Source organism: Pseudonocardia sp. OZ21, assembly GCF_059359135.1.
Genome location: NZ_JCADBN010000012.1, coordinates 34,854 through 53,241 on the forward strand (window position 1 = coordinate 34,854; position 18,388 = coordinate 53,241).

Annotated in this window: 14 protein-coding genes; 3 read left to right on the top strand and 11 right to left on the bottom strand. The window is 74.1% G+C overall.

Annotated features, from left to right (window positions below; translation table 11 throughout):
* The first annotated feature begins 82 nt into the window (after positions 1 to 82).
* Positions 83 to 1,330, top strand: a complete 1,248-nt coding sequence (locus AC5L35_RS25340; RefSeq protein WP_495062392.1) for an ROK family protein — start codon at positions 83 to 85, stop codon at positions 1,328 to 1,330.
* 58 nt (positions 1,331 to 1,388) lie between these two features.
* On the opposite strand, the gene AC5L35_RS25345 is transcribed toward AC5L35_RS25340, so the two are convergent.
* Both AC5L35_RS25345 and AC5L35_RS25350 read right to left on the bottom strand, forming a co-directional pair.
* Positions 1,389 to 2,543 (bottom strand): serine hydrolase domain-containing protein, encoded by a 1,155-nt coding sequence (locus AC5L35_RS25345; protein WP_495062191.1) that lies wholly within the window; start codon positions 2,541 to 2,543, stop codon positions 1,389 to 1,391.
* A gap of 31 nt (positions 2,544 to 2,574) precedes the next feature.
* Positions 2,575 to 6,546: an efflux RND transporter permease subunit gene (locus tag AC5L35_RS25350; protein ID WP_495062192.1), complete on the bottom strand. Its 3,972-nt coding sequence runs from the start codon at positions 6,544 to 6,546 to the stop codon at positions 2,575 to 2,577.
* A 103-nt stretch (positions 6,547 to 6,649) separates the two neighbouring features.
* Here AC5L35_RS25350 and AC5L35_RS25355 point away from each other — a divergent pair, with 103 nt between their 5' ends.
* Positions 6,650 to 7,111, top strand: coding sequence for a MarR family winged helix-turn-helix transcriptional regulator (locus AC5L35_RS25355; protein WP_495062193.1), 462 nt, complete (start codon positions 6,650 to 6,652; stop codon positions 7,109 to 7,111).
* Between the two features lie 16 nt (positions 7,112 to 7,127).
* Here the strand turns inward: AC5L35_RS25355 and AC5L35_RS25360 are convergent, their stop codons facing one another.
* The 9 genes from AC5L35_RS25360 to AC5L35_RS25400 all read right to left on the bottom strand — a co-directional run bounded on the left by AC5L35_RS25360 (position 7,128) and on the right by AC5L35_RS25400 (position 16,689).
* Positions 7,128 to 8,033: a 2-hydroxy-3-oxopropionate reductase gene (locus AC5L35_RS25360; protein WP_495062194.1), complete on the bottom strand. Its 906-nt coding sequence runs from the start codon at positions 8,031 to 8,033 to the stop codon at positions 7,128 to 7,130.
* The gene (locus tag AC5L35_RS25365) at positions 8,030 to 8,806 is read right to left on the bottom strand and encodes a hydroxypyruvate isomerase family protein (RefSeq protein ID WP_495062195.1); all 777 of its coding nucleotides are present in this window, start codon (positions 8,804 to 8,806) and stop codon (positions 8,030 to 8,032) included. The genes AC5L35_RS25360 and AC5L35_RS25365 overlap by 4 nt, the downstream gene beginning before the upstream one ends.
* 85 nt (positions 8,807 to 8,891) lie before the next feature.
* Entirely contained in the window at positions 8,892 to 9,917 is a 1,026-nt protein-coding gene (alc, locus tag AC5L35_RS25370; RefSeq protein ID WP_495062196.1) for an allantoicase, read from the bottom strand.
* Entirely contained in the window at positions 9,914 to 11,227 is a 1,314-nt protein-coding gene (allB, locus tag AC5L35_RS25375) for an allantoinase AllB (RefSeq protein WP_495062197.1), read from the bottom strand. Before allB ends, alc begins: the two co-directional genes overlap by 4 nt.
* A complete protein-coding gene (locus AC5L35_RS25380; RefSeq protein ID WP_495062198.1) occupies positions 11,224 to 11,601 on the bottom strand; it encodes an allophanate hydrolase-related protein in 378 nt (125 codons plus the stop codon). Before AC5L35_RS25380 ends, allB begins: the two co-directional genes overlap by 4 nt.
* A gap of 69 nt (positions 11,602 to 11,670) precedes the next feature.
* Positions 11,671 to 13,992: a xanthine dehydrogenase subunit D gene (pucD, locus tag AC5L35_RS25385; RefSeq protein WP_495062199.1), complete on the bottom strand. Its 2,322-nt coding sequence runs from the start codon at positions 13,990 to 13,992 to the stop codon at positions 11,671 to 11,673.
* A 3-nt stretch (positions 13,993 to 13,995) separates the two neighbouring features.
* Complete coding sequence (locus AC5L35_RS25390; RefSeq protein ID WP_495062200.1) at positions 13,996 to 15,345, bottom strand: 8-oxoguanine deaminase; 1,350 nt, start codon at positions 15,343 to 15,345, stop codon at positions 13,996 to 13,998.
* A complete protein-coding gene (locus tag AC5L35_RS25395; protein WP_495062201.1) occupies positions 15,342 to 15,815 on the bottom strand; it encodes a (2Fe-2S)-binding protein in 474 nt (157 codons plus the stop codon). Before AC5L35_RS25395 ends, AC5L35_RS25390 begins: the two co-directional genes overlap by 4 nt.
* A gap of 1 nt (position 15,816) precedes the next feature.
* Complete coding sequence (locus AC5L35_RS25400) at positions 15,817 to 16,689, bottom strand: FAD binding domain-containing protein (protein WP_495062202.1); 873 nt, start codon at positions 16,687 to 16,689, stop codon at positions 15,817 to 15,819.
* A gap of 93 nt (positions 16,690 to 16,782) precedes the next feature.
* Here AC5L35_RS25400 and AC5L35_RS25405 point away from each other — a divergent pair, with 93 nt between their 5' ends.
* Positions 16,783 to 18,339 carry a PucR family transcriptional regulator gene (locus tag AC5L35_RS25405; RefSeq protein WP_495062203.1) on the top strand — a complete coding sequence of 519 codons (1,557 nt, stop codon included), beginning with the start codon at positions 16,783 to 16,785 and terminating at the stop codon, positions 18,337 to 18,339.
* Positions 18,340 to 18,388 lie beyond the last annotated feature (49 nt).

Sequence of the window (18,388 nt, forward strand, 5' to 3'; positions counted from 1 at the left end):
GAACCGTAGGAGCATTGACCAGTGCCGTACAACGACCGAATAATGCGTCTTTGCGCTGTTTTTCCGACGAAATCGGACCGTGATGCTCCCGCCCCCACCACTGCCGTTGCTGCCACCGCTGCGCCTGAGCACACCCGCGCTCTCGGGCCGGATCGAGTCCGCCGTCACCCTCAGCACCGTGGCCCGGCTGGTGGCCTCCGGAACCGCCGTCAGCAAGGCCGATCTCGTGCCCGCCGCGGGCCTCGCGCGCACCACGGTGAGCACCGCCGTCGACGAACTGCTGGCCCGCGGCGTGCTCCGCCTGGACGGGACCCGTCCCACGTCGGGGCGCGGCAGGCCGGCCGACCGGCTCGCGCTGTCCCCCCGCGGCGGCCACGTCCTGCTGGCCGACGTCGGTGCGAGCGCCGCCCACCTCGCCGTCGTCGACCTCAGCCAGCGCGTGCTCGGCCACACCCAGGTCGCGGTGGACGTCACCGACGGACCCGAGGCCGTCCTGCGCACCGTCGAGTCGCACCTCACGGCACTGCTGACCCAGGCACCGCAGGACGTCCCGGTCCGCGCCGTCGTGATCGGCCTGCCCGGCCCGGTCGACGGCCAGCTCGGCGTCCCGGTGCGCCCGCCGATCATGCCCGGCTGGCACGCCTATCCCGTCTCGGCGCGGCTGCAGCACACCTACCGCTGCCCCGCGGTCCTCGAGAACGACGTCAACCTGCGCGCACTCGGTGAGGCGCGGGCGCTACCCGCCGACCAGGTGCCGCTGCTGTTCGTGAAGGTCGGCACCGGCATCGGCGGCGGCCTCGTCACCGGGGAGGGCGTGCTGCACCACGGCGCCGACGGCGCGGCGGGCGACATCGGGCACGTGCGCGTGCGCGGTGCCCCCGACGACGCCTGCGTCTGCGGCAACGTCGGCTGCATCGAGGCGGTGGCCTCGGCCGGGGCCATCGCACGCAGGCTCGGCCTCCCGCACGGGGACGGCGCGGAGACCGTCTCGATCGCCGACGTCCGCGCGCTGGTGAGCCGCGGCGACCCCGCCGCGGTCGGCGCCGTCCGCGAGGCAGCCGGGCTGATCGGCGAGCTCGTGGCCACCCTCGTGCACTTCTACAACCCGGCCCGGGTGACGATCGGCGGGTCCCTCACCGCGGCCAGCGACGAACTGCTCGCCGGCGTGCGCAGCGTCGTCTACCAGCGGGCGCTGCCGCTGGCCACCCGCAACCTCGTGCTCACCAACAGCGTGCTGGGCGAGTACGCCGGCCTGGCCGGGGCCGCCGTGCTCGGGATCGAGCGCGTGCTCTCGGCCGAACAGATCGGCGTGCTGACCAGCACGCGGTGATCGGGGCGAGATCCGGGTGTCCGCCCTCTGTAGGGCCAACAGCCGGATCTCGCACTGATCAAACCGCTCCGAGGGCCTCGTAGACCGCCCGTACGTAGGCCTCGCTGCGTGCGGAGCCGACGACGCCCGGCGCCATCTTGTTCATCATGTAGGAGATCGTCATGCGCCGGCCGAGGTCCATGATGATCAGCGAACCCCCCCAGCCGCCCCAGAAGCAGATCTTCTCGTCCGGGATGTAGGGGACGGTCTCGAGCAGGGGCAGCCCGTAACCCATGCCCCAGCGCAGCGGCACGCGCAGGACCACGTCCACGCCGTTCGCCTGCTCGTCGAAGATCATCTCGATGGTCCTGGACGAGAGCAGGCGGACGCCGTCGACCACGCCGCCGCAGGAGATGACCGACAGGGCGCGAGCCATCGCACGGGCGTTGGCATGACCGTTCAACGCGCCGAGGTCGGCGCGGCGCCACGCGGGTGTGTTGGCCACGGCCGCGTCGAGGGCCGGTGCCGAGAAGGTCTTGAACACGGGGCTGTTCTCGTCGATCGAGCCGGGGTCGATCGGGAACGACGGAGGCGGGATCACCTCGGCGACCCGCGCCCAGTCGCGCTCGAGCGCCCCGATCTGGACGTCGGCTCCCAGCGGACCGGCGATCTCCTCGGCGACGAAGCGCTTGAGGGACTTCCCGCTCACCCGCCGCACCACCTCACCGACCAGGTGACCCTGGTTGTTCGCGTGATAACCCGACACGGTGCCCGGCTCCCACCACGGGGCCTGCGCGGCGAGCCGGGACGTGGACAGCTCCCAGTCGTACATGTCCTCCGTGGTGAAGGGCTGGTCCCAGCCTGACACCCCGGAGGTGTGAGCGAGCAGGTGCCGCACCTCGATGTCCTGCTTCCCGTTGGCGGCGAACTCCGGCCAGTAAGCGGCCACCGGGGCGCGGAGGTCGAGCTCTCCACGGTCTGCCAGCACCAACGCGGCGAGGGTGGTGAGGGTCTTCGTCGAGGACCACACGTTGACGATCGTGTCCTGCGCCCACGACACCGTCCGCGCCCCGTCCGCGAAGCCGCCCCATAGGTCGACCACGACGTCGCCGTCGATGTCGACCGCGATCGAGGCTCCGAGCTCGTCACCGGACTCGAGGTTCTTCCCCAGCGCCGTCCGGACAGCGTCGAAGCGGTCGCTGCACACACCGTTGACCAAAGCCATGTCGCTCATTGTCGTCGACGGTGAGATCAGCCCGGCGGTTCTACCGGGATGTGTGGCCGTTGCCCGTGTGCTCGCCGGGGGGCTGCTCGCCGAGTTCGAGATCCGCGGAGGTGATCGAACCGTCCCGCACCCGGACGGCGGTGACGGCCGGGGCGCCCACCGTGGCCGTGACCGTGTAGATGCCCTCCGGCAGCCCCGACAGCCGGAACGAGCCGTCCGCCGCGGTACGGCCGGTGGCGACCACCGCGCCCGCCCCGTCGGTCACGGTGGCGATCGCGTCGCTCACGGCGTGACCCCGCCGGGAGCGGACCGTGCCGGCGAGCATCCCGGTGGGCGGGAGGACGACGTCGTGCCGGAGGGTCCCGGAGAGCGGGACGCTCACCCGCTGCGAGGTCGACGCGCCGTTCGGCGGGGAGACCAGCAGGTGGTGCTCGCCAGGGGGGATGTGGATCATCAGGTAGTGGCCGGTGTCGTCGCCGCGGGTGCCCGACAGCAGCTCTCCCGTCCCGTCCACCACCGTGACGATCGCCGGGACGCCCGCGCCCGCCGCGTGGCGGACCTGGCCCGCGATGGAGGCCGGGCCCTCCACCCGCAGGTCGTGGCCGGCAGGCTCGGAGCCGATCTGCACCCAGTCCGCGGTGGGCTCGCGGCCCTCGTGCTGCCCCACCAGCACGTACTCCCCCGGACCGGGCAGCGGCACCGCGTACCGCCCGCCCCCGGCGGAGACCGTGGCGGCGATCCGGGTGCCCCGGCCGTCGAACACGGTGATCGCCGCACCCGCCAGCGCGATCCCGTCCCGGTCGGCGATGACCCCGCGCACGCCCGGCCCGGTGAGCACCGGCTCCCGGGCCGGCACCGCGGCCGGGACCACGGGCGGCACCGGCAGGGTGGCCGACACGTCGCCGGGACCCCCGTCGGGCCCTCCGCCGGGGACGGCTGCCTGCTCGTCGTCGGGGCGCCGCCTGTCCCGCACGCGCTCCACCAGCACGTACAGCACCGGGACGAGCACCAACGTCAGCAGGGTGGACGAGACCAGGCCGCCGATCACGACCACGGCGAGCGGCTGGGAGATGAACCCGCCGCCGCCGGTGAGCCCGAAGGCCATCGGGAGCAACGCGAAGATCGTGGCGACCGCGGTCATGAGGATCGGCCGCAGCCGTTGCGCGGCACCCTCGGTGACCGCGTCGGCCAGGCTCCGGCCACTGCGCCGGTACTGGTTCACCAGGTCGATCAGCACGATCGCGTTCGTCACCACGATGCCGATCAGCATCAGCATGCCGATCAGTGCCGGGACACCCAGCGGGGTGTCGGTGAGCAGCAGCAGCCCGAGCGCTCCGGTGGCGGCGAACGGGATCGCCACGAGCAGCAGCACGGGCTGCAGCAGGCTCCGGAAGGTGATGACCATGACCAGGTAGACCACCGCGATGGCCACCAGCAGGGCGAGGCCGAGCTGGGCGAAGGCGTCGCTCTGCTGCTCGCTGACGCCGCCGATCTCGGCGGTCGCTCCGGCCGGCAGCGTGAGCTCGTCGAGGGTGGTGCGCAGGTCGGTGGTGACCGCGCCCAGGTCGTCGGCCGCGGGCCGCGCGGTGATCTGTGCGCTGCGGGAGCCGTCGGTGTGGCTGATGCTCGGGGCCGTGCTGTTCTGCGTGACGGTGGCGACGTCGCCCAGCGTGACCGGCGCACCGCGGCCGGCCAGTGGCAGCGCCCGCAGCGCGTCGACGTCGGCAGGCGCGTCCCCGGTGCGCAGCAGCACGTCCTGGTCGACGCCGTCGATCGTCAGGGTGCCGACGGTCGACCCGCGCAGCGCGGTGGCGACCGCCTGACCGATCTGGGCCTCCGTCAGGCCGGACGCCGCGGCCCGCTGCCGGTCCACCGCCACGTCGACCACGGGCTGGGCCGCGGCGAGGTCGTTGCGTACGTCGCTGGCCCCCGGGATGGCCGCGACGGCCCGCTCCACCTGGTCGGCGGCCTGCGCGAGCACGGCCGGATCCTCGGCACGCACGTCCACGGCGAGCTGGTCGCCGCCGGAGGCGCCCTGCCCGGCCTGCACGGTGAGCGTCCCGACCTGCCCCGACGTCCCCAGGCTCGCGAGCCGGTCCCGCAGGGAGTCCGCGACCGCGGTGGCGTCGGCGTCGTCGGCGAGGGTGACCGAGAACCGGGTGGCCGTGCCGCCGCCGCCGGGGAACCCGAACCGGCCGGACGCGCCGTCGGGCGAGCCGACGGTGACCTGGTAGCTCTCCACCCCCTCCGTGTCGCCGAGCACCTGCTCCACCCGCTTGGCGGCCGCGTCGGCCTCGGGGAGGCCCGTGCCGGGGGCGAGCTCCTGGCTCACCGACAGGGTGTCGCCACCGGCGTCACCGAGGAAGTTGGTCTGCAGCAGCGGGACCAGCGCCGCCGTGCCGGCCAGGATCGCGACGGCGACACCGAGCGCGATCACCGGCCGCCGGATCGCCGCGTGCAGCACGGGCAGGTAGCCGCGCTGCAGGCGCGTGCGGACGGGCTCGGCGTCCGCCGCCGGCTCCGGCTCCGGCGTGGCGGGGCTGCGCAGCAGCAGTGACGCCAGCACCGGCACCACGGTCAGCGACACGAGCAACGACGCCAGCAGCGCGGCCGTGACCGTGACGGCGAAGGGCCGGAACAGCTCCCCGACCTGGCCGCCGACCAGCCCGATCGGCGCGAACACCGCCACCGTCGTGATCGTCGACGCGGTGATCGCCCCGGCCACCTCCCGCACGGCGGTGAGGATCGCGGCGCGGCGCGGGCCGCCGTAGCCGAGATGGCGCTTGATGTTCTCGATGACGACGATCGAGTCGTCGACGACGCGGCCGATCGCCACGGTGAGCGCGCCGAGGGTGAGGATGTTGAGCGTGTAGTCGCCGACGTACAGCACGATCATCGCGATCAGCACGGACAGCGGGATCGACACGGCCGTCACCAGCGTGGCCCGCACCGAGAGCAGGAACCCGAGGATCACCAGCACCGCGAACAGCAGGCCGAGCAGGCCTTCGGTGGTGAGGTCCTCCACCGACTGCTCGATGAAGGGGGCCTGGTCGAACACCACGGTGGCGGCGGCGTCGCGGGCGCTCCCGCCCAGCGCGTCGACCACCTGCGGGAGCGCGTCGCTCACCGCGTGCGACACCGCGACGGTGTTGGCGTCCTCCTGCTTGGTGACGCCGATGCCGATGCTCGGCGCGCCGTCGGTGCGGGTGTAGCCGGTGGCGGGCGCAGGCTCCTCGGTGATCGTCGCGATGTCGCCGAGACGCACCGGCGCACCGCGGGTGGACGTCACGTAGAGGTCCCCGAGCTGCGCCACCGATGTGATCGGGCTGCCGACCTCGACGGTCAGCGGGGAGGTGTCCGGCGTGAGCTGCCCCGCCGGTACGCGCACGCCGTTCTGCTGCAGGAGGCTCGTGATCGCGGTGGGCGCGACCCCCCGTGACGCCGCGGCGGCCGGGTCGAGGTCGATGGTGATCCGCGGGTCGACGATGCCCGAGAGCGACACGTCCGCCACCCCGGGCAGCCCCGCCAGCAGGGGCTGCACCTGGTCGCGCAGCACCGAGGCGACCTGGTCGGGCGACAGGTCCGAGGAGACCGCGAGCTGCACCACGGGGAGGCTGTCGGTGCTGCCGCTCACCACGGTCGGCGTGAGGTCGGCCGGGAGGCGCACCCCCTGCACCGCGCGCTCGGCCTGCGTGGCGAACTCCGTGAGGTCGGTGCCGTAGGCGAGGTCGAGCCGCACCACCGAGCTGCTGCCGGTGCTGGTGGAGCTCGTGCCGGTGACCCCGCGCAGGCTCGCCACCGCATCCTCGACGGGCGTGGTGACCTGCTGCTCCACCACGTCGGGCGAGGCCCCCGGGTAGGGCGTCACGACGCTGACGATCGGCAGGTCCAGCGACGGCAGCAGCTCCTGCCGCAGGGAGGTGGTGCTGACCACCCCGAACGCGATGACGAGAACCGTCACGAGTCCGACGATGGCGCGGTTGGCCACGCTGAGGCGGGCGAGCCAGGTCATGGAAACCAGTGAATACTACGTCTCGGACAAACCATCTGTCGGCGGCTGAGACTTCGCTGAGCACTTACACCGGGACGGGTGTAGCGAAAAGGAGGGAGCTGCGATGAGCGGGAACCCTGCCGCCGACGAGCGCGCCGAGCTCGTCGCGGCGATCGCGGCGCACGAGGCCGTGCTGCGGCGCAGCGCCGCGCGCAGGCCCAACCCGCTGTTCGACAGCGGGCTGACGATGCAGCAGCTGCGGGTGCTCGTGGTGCTCGGCGCGGACGGCCCCCTCCCCCAGGGCGACCTCGCGCACGCGCTGGGGGTCGGGCTCGCCACCGTCACCGGGCTCGTCGACCGGCTGACGGCGCGGGGGTTGGTCGAGCGCACCGAGGACCCCCGGGACCGCCGCGTGCGCCACGCCGCGCTCTCGGCAGAGGGCACGGCGCTGCTGGACCGGATCGAGAGCGCCGGGCAGGAACTGCGCGCCCGGCTGCTCGCCCGCATCGACCTCGACGCGCTGCGCGGCCTGGAACGCGGCCTGGCCGCCCTGCACGAAGCCCTGGCCGAGCTCCCGTCAGCGTGACGGCGCGGCCGCCCCGTCAGTCGCTGGTTCCGGCCCGCCCCGACAGCTGCTCCACCAGCAACAGCAGCGCGCTGTGGTCGAGCCCGCCGTGGCCCTGCGCGCGCAGGGCCCCGACCAGCTGGGCCACGTGCGCGCCGAGCGGGATCGCGACACCCGCCTCCCGCGCCGCTGCCGTGACGATCCCCAGGTCCTTGTGGTGCAGGTCGATCCGGAAACCCGGGGCGAACTCGCGGGCCCGCATGCCGGCCGCCTTGCGGTCCAGCACGGCACTGCCCGCGAGACCGCCCGCCAGCACCGTGGTGGCGGACTCGGTGTCCACGTCCTGGGCCTCCAGGAACACCAGCGCCTCGGCGACCAGCTGGATGTTGCCGGCGACGATGAGCTGGTTCGCGGCCTTCACGGTCTGACCGGCCCCGGCGGGACCGACGTGCACGACGGTGCTGCCCACGACGTCCAGATAGGGCCGGGCGGCCTCGACGTCGGCGTCCTCGCCACCCACCATGATCGACAGGGTGCCCTCGACGGCGCCGGACTCGCCCCCGCTGACCGGGGCGTCCACCACCCGGACCCCGTGCTCGGCCCCGGCGGCGGCGACCCGGCGGGCCACGTCGGGACGGATCGTGGAGCAGTCGATGTGCAGCGTGCCCGGTGCGGCGGTGGCGTAGATCCCGTCCTCACCCAGGGCCAGCGCCTCGACGTCGGGGCTGTCGGGGACCATCGTGATCACCACGTCGGCGTCGCGGACGGCCTCGGCGGCGCTCTCCGCAGCGCGTCCGCCCGCCTCGACCAGCCGGTCGACGGCGGGGCGCGACCGGTTGTACCCGACCACGTCGTAACCGGCGGCCACCAGGTTGGCGGCCATCGGGCCGCCCATGATGCCGAGTCCGATCACGGCGACGGTGGGCTTCTCCGCCGGGTTCATCGGCTCAGCCAGTCGAACGCCCGGTCGCTCGACGTCGACGGCACGTACTCCAGGCCGACCAGGCCCGTGTAGCCGGCACGCGTGAGGGCGTCGAGGTGCTGGTCGAACGGGATCTTGCCGGTGCCCGGCTCGTGGCGGCCCGGCGCATCGGCGAACTGGACGTGGCCGATCCGCCTGCCGTTCTCGGCGATGACCGTGTCGACGTCCTCGCCGTTGACGGTCAGGTGGTAGACGTCGGCGAGCAGCAGGACGTTCGGGGCGCCCACCCGGTCGGCCACCGCGAGCGCGTCGGCCGCCGTACGCAGCGGGTAGCGCTCGGCGCCGCTGAGCGGTTCCAGGACCACCGCGCCGTCGAGGCGCTCGGCGGCGAACGTGAGGTTCTCGGTGGCCAGGTCGTCCTGGTCCGCCGGGTCGACGCCGTCGAGCCGGTTGCCGTACAGCGCGTTGAACACGGCGGTGCCCAGCCGCTGCGCGATCCCCGCCGCGACCTCCACGCCGGTGCGGAACTCCTCGGTGCGTCCCGTCCACGAGACGAGCCCGCGATCACCGCCGCCCATGTCACCAGCAGGCAGGTTGAGCCCGGTCAGCTGCACACCGGCGCCCTCGATCGCCCGCACGAACTCGTCCACCTCAGCGGTGGACGGAGTGGCGGTGGGGAACGGCCACCAGAACTCGACGGCGTCGAACCCGGCGGCCCGGGCTGCGGCAGGGCGCTCCAGGAGCGGCAGCTCGGTGAAGATGATGGAGCAGTTGACGGCATAGCGGGTGGTCATACCCAGATCCTGACTGTCGAAGGGGTGGCGCCGCGAGCGGGCCGGGCCGGTTGCAGCAAAGCCACTTTCATGCAATCTCGTTGCGTCAAAGTGGCTTTGCTGCAACTCGGGCGCCGGCCCACCGGCGGTCGAGGGCGTCTTGGCCCCCGGCGGTGAGGTGGCCGTGCAGCCGCAGCCGGGCCATCCCGCCGTCGGGGAAGATGTCCAGGCGGACGTGGGTGGCCGCGGGTTCGGCGTCGAGCACGAACCGGTGGCGGGTGTCGGGCTGCAGCGGCGTGCGGGGCACGAGGTCGAACCACTCGCCGTCCCCGGCCCGGCCGCGCAGCGTGGCCCACCCGGGCGCGTTGTGCAGGAAGTAGCTGGTGTCGACCTCCGCCACCGTGACCACCGACTCGGCGGCGAGCGCCACCTCCACCCAGTCGTTGCCGTCGTCGCGGCGGCGGGCGGTCTCCCAGCCCTCGCCCATGGAACGGGGCGGGCCGGGCACGAGCAGGTTGTTCGGCGAGCTGTAGAAGATGTTGGAGCAGCCGACCACCCGGCCGCCGTTCTCGATCGCCGCGAGGTCGACGGTGCCGAGCGCGTCGAGCAGCGCCGGGTCCGGCAACGCCTCCCCGTGCACCCGCAGCCGGGCCACACCGCCGTCCGGGAAGATCCGCAGCCGCACGTGCGTGACGCGCCGGTCGCTCGTCACCTCGAACTCGTTCTCGGTGTTGCCCGCGACCCCGGTGCGCGCCAGCAGCGGGGTCCAGCCGTCGTCGGCGAGGAGGTCGGCGACCGTCGGGTGCCCCTCGACCTCGAGCCCGTCGACCGCCACCTCCGGCGGGTAGTTGCCGGTGAACCAGGACGTGTCGACCACCACGCCGCGGACGATCCCCGGGGCGCCCAGCCGGACGATCGCCTCGTCGTGCCCCGGCTCGCGGCGGCGGCGGGTCTCCCAGCCGTCGTAGACCTTGCCCTTGTGCCCGAACGAGCCGGCGTCGAACACCGAGGGGCCGGGGGTGATGAGGTTCTCGCGCGCGGCGAAGGCCTCGTCGTTGGCCCACACCACGCCCCCGCCGAGGGTGCGCAGGGCCAGGTCGGGCAGCTGCCGGAAGTCGCGCTGGTCGGTCATCGCAGGTCCTCTCGCCGCAGGAACCGGCCCCGGGGCGGCTCGTGCTCCTCCACGGGTGCACCCCGGAGCCACGTCTGGCGCACCTGGCCGTACAGCTCCCGCCCGGCGTACGGGGTGATCGGGTTGCGGTGGTGCAGCCTGCCCACCACGAACGTCGCGTCGGGGGCGAACACCGTCAGGTCGGCGTCCTGCCCCGCGGCGATCCGGCCCTTGAGGGAGAGCCCGACCAGCGCAGCGGACCGCTCCGCCATCCACGTGACGACATCGGCGAGGCCGTGGCCCCGGCGGCGCGCCTCGGTCCACACCACCGGCAGCCCGAGCTGCAGCGACGCGATCCCGCCCCACGCCTCGCCGAAGTCGCCCGTCTCCAGGTGCTTGAGGTCGGCGGTGCAGGGCGAGTGGTCGGAGACGACGATGTCGATCGTCCCGTCGGCGAGGCCCTGCCACAGCGCGTCCCGGTTGCCGGCCTCGCGGACGGGCGGGCAACACTTGAAGCGGGTGTCGCCGTCGGGCACCTCCTCGGCGGTGAGCGCGAGGTAGTGGGGGCAGGTCTCCACCGTGACGCGGACGCCGTCGGCTCGGGCGGCCGCGAGCTGCGGCAGCGCGTCGGCCGACGACAGGTGCACCACGTGCACCCGCGCCCCGGTCTCGCGCGCGGCCGCCAGCAGGCCGGCGATCGCGCTGTCCTCGGCGGCCCGCGGCCGCGACGCGACGAAGTCGAGGTAGCGCCGCCCCGCCGCCTCCCCGATCAGCTCGCCGTCCTCGGCGTGCACGATCATCAGCCCGTCGAACTCCGCGACCGCACGCAGGGCCGTGGTGAGGTCCTCCCCCAGCAGCGGCGGGAACTCCGGCACGCCGCTGTCGAGCAGGAAGCACTTCACCCCGAACACGCCGGCCTCGTGCAGCGCCCGCAGCTCGCCGGCGTTGCCCGGCACCGCCCCGCCCCAGAACCCGACGTCCACGGCGCACTGGCCGTCGGCCGCCTTGCGCTTGATCTCCAGCGCCGCCACGTCGACGGTGGGCGGCAGCGCGTTGAGCGGCATGTCGACGATCGTGGTGACGCCACCGGCGGCCGCGGCCCGGGTGGCCGTGGCGAAACCCTCCCACTCGGTGCGCCCCGGCTCGTTGACGTGCACGTGGGTGTCGACCAGGCCGGGCAGCAGCACCTCGTCGGCGGCGAGCACCACCTCGCGCGCGTCGACCGCGGCGTCGAACGGCAGCACGGCCTCGATCCGCTCGCCCGCAACCAGCACCGCAGCGGGGCGTTCGGCGCCGTCGACCACGGCGCGTGGCGCCCGGACGACGATCACGCCCGCTCCTGGTAGGTGCGCCAGCTCGCCAGCTCCGAGATGTCGGTGAGCGGCGGCAGCGTCGCGTACTCCCGGCGCAGCACCATGGCCAGCGACCCGCTGCCGTCGGCGAGCTCGATCACGCCGAGCTCCAGCCCGTCGGGCTCACCGGGCAGCAGTACCTCGCGCAGCTGCTCGTAGGACAGGTCGTAGACCTCGCCCTGCACCGCGGCACCCCCGTCCCCGACGTCCTCCAGCGCCGGATAGCGCCCGCCGACGGCGTGGAAGCGGTAGCGCGGCGCCGTGGTGGTGCGTCCGACCAGCGTCGCGTCGCCGACGAGATGGTGGTCGGCGCCGCCGGACATGGCTGTGCCGTTGAGGAACATCAAGGGCATCGTGCACTCCTTCGTCGTGCGGATGTGCCGGCGAGTGACCCATCACTCGGGCCGGCGCACACGCCCCCGTCAGGCGCCGGTGATGTGCTCGGGCCGCACGGGAACGCGCCGCAGCGCCTTGCCCGTGGCCGCCCTGATCGCGGCCGCGACGGCGGGGCCGCTCGAGATCGTCGGGGGTTCACCGACCCCACGGACACCGTAGGGCGCGTGCGGGTCGGCGTACTCCAGAACCTCGATCCGCATCGGCGGCGTGTCGAGGATCGTCGGGATGAGGTAGTCGGTGAACGACGGGTTGCGCACCCTCCCGTCGGTCACCACGACCTCCTCCATCAGGGCCAGTCCCATGCCCTGCGCACTGCCGCCCTGGATCTGGCCGAGCACCGCGTCCGGGTTGACCGCCCGGCCGACGTCCTGCGCGGTGTCCAGGGCCACCACCTTCACCAGCCCCAGCTCGACGTCGACGTCCACCACGGCACGGTGGGCGGAGAACGCGAACTGCACGTGGGCGTCGCCCGCACCGGTCTCCCTGTCGAGCGGGGCCGTCGGGCGGTGGCGCCATTCGAGGGTCTCCTCCACGACCTCGTCGCCGAGCACGTCCGCGATTCCCGTGAGCACCTCGCCGCTGACGTCGACGATCTTGTCGCCGTCGAGCCGCAGGTCGGCCGCGGCTCGTTGCAGCATCCCGGCCGCCCGCGCCAGCACGGTGTCCCGGACGGCCTCGCAGGCGGCCTTGACCGCACCGCCGGTGACGTAGGTCTGCCGGGACGCCGACGTCGACCCGGCGGAGCCGACCGTGGTGTCCGCGGGGTGCACCACCACCCGCTCGACGCCGAGCTCGGTGCGGGCGATCTGCTGCTCGACGGTGATCAGCCCCTGGCCCACCTCCGCGGCGGCGGTGTGGACCGTGGCCACGGGCTCGCCGGCACTGACCTCGAGGCGGACCCGCGCGGTCGAGTAGTCGTCGTAGCCCTCGGAGAACCCGACGTTCTTGTACGTGACGGCGTACCCGATCCCCCGCACCACGCCCTCGCCGTGGGTGGTGTTGCCGACCCCGCCGGGCAGGTCGCGCAGGTCCGGCTCGGGATGGGACTCGGGCGGCAGCGGCATGTCCCGCACGATCCGGATCAGCTCCGCGACGGGGGCGGCCGAGTCGATCACCTGGCCGGTGATGTTCCTGTCGCCCTCACGCATCCCGTTCCGCGCCCGGATCTCCACGCGGTCGACCCCCACGGCGTCGGCGAGCTCGTCCATGAGCGCCTCGTGGGCGAACGCCGCCTGTACGCAGCCGAAGCCGCGCATCGCACCGCACGGCGGGTTGTTCGTGTACACCCCGCGCGCGTCGACGTGGACGTTCGGGATGCGGTACGGCCCCAGCCCGAGCGAGCCGCCGTTGCCGACCACCGCGCCCGTGGAGGACGCGTAGGCGCCGCCGTCGAAGAGGATGTCGGCACGGGCGTAGACCAGGGTGCCGTCGCGCTCGGCCCCGAACTCGTAGCGCAGCCAGGCCGGATGGCGGTGCACGTGCCCGAAGAACGACTCCTCACGCGAGTAGCTCATCTTGACGGGCCGGCCGGTGCGCAGGGCGAGCAGGCAGGCGTGGGCGTGTATCGAGAGGTCCTCGCGGCCGCCGAACGCCCCGCCGACACCCGCCAGGTGCAACCGCACCTTCTCGGGTGGCAGGCCGAGCACGTGGCAGACCTGCCGCTGGTCCACGTGCAGCCACTGCGTGGCCACGTGGAGGTCCACGCCGCCGTCCGCGCCGGGCACGGCCAGCCCGGACTCGGGCCCGAGGAAGGCCTGGTCCTGCATGCCGACCTCGAAGTCCAGCGCCACGACCACGGGCGCGGTGGGCGCGGGGTCGCCCCGGCGCATCCGCACCTCCCGGACGAGGTTGCCGCCGGCACCCTGCCGCGCGGGGTGCACCAGCGCGGCGCCGGCCTCCAGCGCGCGCCGCGGGTCGGTGACCGCGGGCAGCTCCTCGTACTCGACGACGATCCGCGCCGCGGCGCGCCGGGCCGTCTCCGGGTGCTCGGCCGCCACCAGCGCCACGGCCTCGCCCTGGTAGCGCACGACACCCGCGGCGAGCGCGGGCTGGTCGAGGTGCTCCAGCCCGACGGCGTTCTCGCCTGGCACGTCGGCCGCCGTGAGCACCGCGTGCACGCCGGGCACGGCGAGCGCCGCGGTCGTGTCGATCGCGACGATCCGCGCGTGCGGGTGCGGGCTGCGCAGCGTGGCGCCCCAGAGCATGTCCTCGCGCGAGAGGTCGCTGGCGTAGGCGAACGCGCCCGTGACCTTGAGCGTCCCGTCCGGCCGCAGCGGGCTGTCGCCCACGCGGCCGCGACTGGCGGTCGTCTCGCTCGCCCCGGCAGGGCTCGGTACCGCGGACGTCATGGGTCAGCCGGCCTTCTCGAGCAGGGACCGGTGGACGGCCACGCACCCGCGCGTCAGCGCCTCCACGTCGACGGTGCGGACGTGGCCCCGCTCCACCACCGTGCGGCCGTTCACGAGCAGGAGCTCCATGGGCGGCGGCGCCCCGAGCACGAGCGCGGCCACCGGGTCGGCGACGTCGGCGTGCGGCAGGCCGTCGATGCGCCACAGCGCGAGGTCCGCGAGCTTGCCGACCTCCACGGAGCCGATCTCGTCGGTCCGCCCGACCACGGCGGCGCCGCCGAGCGTGGCCAGTTCCAGGACGTCGCGGACGGTGAGTGCCTGCGGGCCGCCCACCGCGCGGGCGAACAGGAGCGCGTGCCGCACCTCCTCCAGCAGGCTCCCGGCCTCGTTGCTCGCGGCTCCGTCGACGCCGAGCGACACGCGGGCACCCGCGGCGCGCAGGTCACGGGTGCGGGCGATCCCCGCCCCCAACCGCGCGTTGGACGACGGGCAGTGCGCCACGCCGGTGCCACTCTCCCCGATCTTCTTCACCGCGGTGTCGTCGAGGTGCACGGCGTGGGCGAACCAGACGTCCTCGCCGGTCCAGCCGAACCGCTCGACGTACTCCAGCGGGGAGCAGCCGAACCGTTCGCGGCAGAACGCCTCCTCGTCGACGGTCTCGGCGAGGTGCGTGTGCAGCATGACCCCGCGCTGACGCGCGAGCTCCGCCGACTCGCGCATGAGCTCCCCGGTGACACTGAACGGCGAGCACGGCGCGAGCGCGACCCGCAGCATCGCGCCCGGCGCCGGGTCGTGCCAGCGGTCGATGGCGGCCTCGGAGGCGGCGAGGATGGTGTCGCGGTCCTCCACGACGTCGTCGGGAGGCAGGCCGCCGTCGCTCCGGCCGAGGTCCATCGAGCCACGGCACGGGTGGAACCGCAGCCCGACGTCCTGGGCGGCCCGGATCTCCGCGGCGAACACGTCCCCGCCGTCGGACGGGAAGACGTAGTGGTGGTCGGTGGTGGTGGTGCAGCCGGTGAGCGCGAGCTGGGCCAGCGCGGCACTGGCGGAGGTGTGCACGGCGTGCTCGTCGATGCCGGCCCACACGGGGTAGAGCGTGGTGAGCCATTCGAACAGCGTGGAGTCCACGGCGAGCCCGCGGGTGACCCACTGGTAGAGGTGGTTGTGGGTGTTGACGAACCCGGGCGTGAGCAGGCAGCCCCGCCCGTCGACGACCGTGGCGCCCTCGACGAGGGGCGCGGGCCCGGCACCGACCGCGGTGATCCGGTTGCCCTCCACCACGACGTGGCCGCCGGGGAACTCGGCTCCGGAGACGGTGACGATGTGGGCGCCCTCGATGACCGTTGTCGTCACGACGCACGCTCCGGCGCACGGGCGGCGAGCCGCACCGCGTCCATGATCTTCTCGTAGCCGGTGCACCGGCACAGGTTCCCGGCGAGCGCCTCGCGGATCTCCGGGTCGGACGGCTGCGGGTTGCGCTCCAGCAGGTCGTGGGTGGACACGATCAGCCCGGGCGTGCAGAAGCCGCACTGCACGGCACCGCACGCGAGGAACGCCTGCTGCACGGGGTGCAGCTCGCCATCGGCCGAGAGGCCCTCCACGGTGGTGACCTCACGTCCGGCGGCCTGACCGGCGGCGACGAGGCAGGAGCACACCGCCACCCCGTCCAGGTAGACGGTGCAGGACCCGCACTCCCCCTGCTCGCAGGCGTTCTTCGAGCCGGGTAGCCCCATCCGCTCGCGCAGCGCGTAGAGCAGGCTCTCGCCTTCCCACACGTCGTCCACCTCGTGCCGCGCACCGTTCACGGTGAGCGTGATCCGCATGTCAGGCCGCCTTCCGGTAGTCGTTCCAGGCCCACGTCGCGGCGCGGCGCGCCATCACCGAGAGCGAGTGCAGGCGGTAGGCGGCGCTACCCCGGACGTCGTCGATCGGGGCGGCAGCGGCGCTCACGCGGTGGCCGAACTCGCGCGCCAGCCCGTCGGGCAGCTCCCCCCGGGACTCCCACAGCCCGGCCGCGTCCAGCTCACCCGCGAGGAACTCGGCCGCCGCCTCGGCCCGGCGCGGGGTGGGTGCCGCCGAACCGATCCCGGTGCCCACGGCCCGCCGGTCCGGATGCAGCGCGAAGCCGAAGGCCGACACGGCGATCACCATCGCGTTGCGGGTACCGATCTTGCAGAACTGCTGCGGCCCGCTGGGCGGCGCGACCAGCACCGCGGCGATGAGCTCGTCGGGCGCGAGGGCGTTGGTCTTCACTCCGGTATAGAACTGCGCCACCGGCACCTCCCGCACCCCCCGCGCCGCCGAGGCCACCTCCACCACGGCGTCGGCCGCCAGCAGCGGCGGGTGGCTGTCGCCCGCGGGCGACGCGGCGCCGAGGTTGCCCCCCACCGTGCCGCGGTTGCGGATCTGCGGCGATCCGATCGTGCGCGCGGCCATCGCGAGGCCGGGAAGAGCGGTGGCGAGCTCGTCGATCACGCGGGCGTACGTGACGGCGGCACCGAGCCGGATCCGGCCCCGGTCCGGGGCCCACTCGCGCAGCTCCGCCAACCCGGTCAGGTCGAGCAGGGCGGGTGGACGGCGCCGGTCGAAGTTGATCTCCACCATGACGTCGGTGCCACCCGTCACGGGCAGCGCGCCGGGACACGCGGCCTTCGCCGCGAGGGCTTCGGCCCACGTCGTCGGTGCGAGGAACTCCATGACGGAAAGTACATCCCTACCCGGGTCCACACAGAAGTCACCGCCGTGATGAAACGTGCCCCAAACGGTCGTCGCCGCTTGTAGGTTCCTCCAATGCAGCTGCGGGACCTGGTCGCCCACGCCGGGCTCGGCCTGCGGCTGCTGCACGGCGACGAGGCCGCGCTGGACCGGCCGGTGCGGTGGGTCTACACGACCGACCTGATCGACCCGGCCCGCTACCTGTCCGGCGGTGAACTGGTGCTGAGCGGGCTCGTGTGGCGCCGCGACCCCGGCAACAGTGAGCGCTTCGTCGCGGCACTGGCCCGCTCGGGGGCCGCCGCGCTCGCGGCCGGGGCGGCAGTGTTCCACGGCATCCCCTACGACGTCGTCGAGGCGTGCCGTCGCCATGACCTGCCGCTGATCGCCGTGCCGGAGGAGCTGTCGTTCGCCACGGTCACCGAGTTGGTGATCACGTCGTTGACCGCGGCGCGGGGCGACCGGCTCGCGGTCACGGTGGGCCGCCAGCGCAGGCTGCTCTCGGCCGTCGCGGCCGGGCTGGGCCTCGACCAGCTGGCCACGCAGGTGTCGGCGGCCACCGGGACGATCTGCCGGGTGGTCAGCACCACCGGCCGCGAGATCGCCGCCGGCCCGCAGCCCCTGCCCGAGGACGTCCTCGACCGGGTCGTGGCGGCGTTCCTCACGGCCGACCAGCTACCCGCCACCCCGAGCGGCGGCGACTTCACCGTGCTCCCCGTCGGACCGGCCTCCGAGCAGCGGCTGACGTCCTGGTTCGTCGTGGCGGAGGGCGACGCGGCCCGCTGGGACACCGAGACCACCGACACCGTCGGTGAGCTGGTCGCCATCGCGTCGCTGGACCGGGCCAGGCGCAGCGAGGGGCTCCGCGTGGCCCGCGCGATCGCCGACGACGCGGTCGCGCTCATCGCGGGCGGCACCGCAGCCGTGTCGGAGACGTCGGTGCGGCTGCGGCACGCCGGCCTCGACCCGGGCGGCCCGCTGGTCGTAGCGGTGGCGGGGTTCGTCGGGGCCCCCGAGCGGGTGGAGATCGCACGCGCGGTGCTGCTCGACGCCGCGGCGCACCGGGGACCGCCCGTGGTCGGGGTGTACGACGGCCAGGCGGTGGCGCTGCTGCCGGACACCGGCGGGGGTGACGCCGCCGGTTCCGCGCTGAGCCGGGTGCTGGGCCGGCTCGTCCCCGGGCTGGCGGGCGAGCCGCTGGCCGTCGGCGTGAGCCGCCCGGCGCGTCCCGATGCCCTGTCCGGTGCGCTGCAGGAGGCCCGCCACGCCCGTGACGTCGCCGCGCTGCGCCCCGGAGCGCTGCAGGTGGTCACCGACGAGGAGACCACCTCGCACGTGTCGCTGCTCGCCGCCGTCCCCGACGAGGTGCGCCGCGCCTTCGCCGCGCGGGTGCTCGGCAGCGTGCTCGACCACGACGCCCGTACCGGCGCCGGCCTGCAGCAGACCTTGCAGGCGTTCCTCGACTGCTCCGGTTCGTGGACCCGCGCCGCCGACCGGCTCCACCTGCACGTCAACACCGTGCGCTACCGCATCCGCCGGGTGGAGGAGCTCACCGGCCGCGACCTCGGCCGGCTCCCGGACCGCGTGGACGTCTTCCTCGCCCTGCAATCGCTCCAGGGCCGCGCGAGGGGCTGAGCGACCCGCCCTGGTTGCAGCAAAGCCACGTTCATGCAACCTCGTTGCC

Excerpts from the sequence above, each read along its gene's own strand:
- AC5L35_RS25340 (WP_495062392.1), top strand. The coding sequence starts at position 83 with ATGCTCCCGCCCCCACCACTGCCGTTGCTGCCACCGCTGCGCCTGAGC.
- AC5L35_RS25345 (WP_495062191.1), bottom strand. The coding sequence starts at position 2,543 with ATGAGCGACATGGCTTTGGTCAACGGTGTGTGCAGCGACCGCTTCGAC.
- AC5L35_RS25350 (WP_495062192.1), bottom strand. The coding sequence starts at position 6,546 with ATGACCTGGCTCGCCCGCCTCAGCGTGGCCAACCGCGCCATCGTCGGA.
- AC5L35_RS25355 (WP_495062193.1), top strand. The coding sequence starts at position 6,650 with ATGAGCGGGAACCCTGCCGCCGACGAGCGCGCCGAGCTCGTCGCGGCG.
- AC5L35_RS25360 (WP_495062194.1), bottom strand. The coding sequence starts at position 8,033 with ATGAACCCGGCGGAGAAGCCCACCGTCGCCGTGATCGGACTCGGCATC.
- AC5L35_RS25365 (WP_495062195.1), bottom strand. The coding sequence starts at position 8,806 with ATGACCACCCGCTATGCCGTCAACTGCTCCATCATCTTCACCGAGCTG.
- alc (WP_495062196.1), bottom strand. The coding sequence starts at position 9,917 with ATGACCGACCAGCGCGACTTCCGGCAGCTGCCCGACCTGGCCCTGCGC.
- AC5L35_RS25380 (WP_495062198.1), bottom strand. The coding sequence starts at position 11,601 with ATGCCCTTGATGTTCCTCAACGGCACAGCCATGTCCGGCGGCGCCGAC.
- pucD (WP_495062199.1), bottom strand. The coding sequence starts at position 13,992 with ATGACGTCCGCGGTACCGAGCCCTGCCGGGGCGAGCGAGACGACCGCC.
- AC5L35_RS25395 (WP_495062201.1), bottom strand. The coding sequence starts at position 15,815 with ATGCGGATCACGCTCACCGTGAACGGTGCGCGGCACGAGGTGGACGAC.
- AC5L35_RS25400 (WP_495062202.1), bottom strand. The coding sequence starts at position 16,689 with ATGGAGTTCCTCGCACCGACGACGTGGGCCGAAGCCCTCGCGGCGAAG.
- AC5L35_RS25405 (WP_495062203.1), top strand. The coding sequence starts at position 16,783 with ATGCAGCTGCGGGACCTGGTCGCCCACGCCGGGCTCGGCCTGCGGCTG.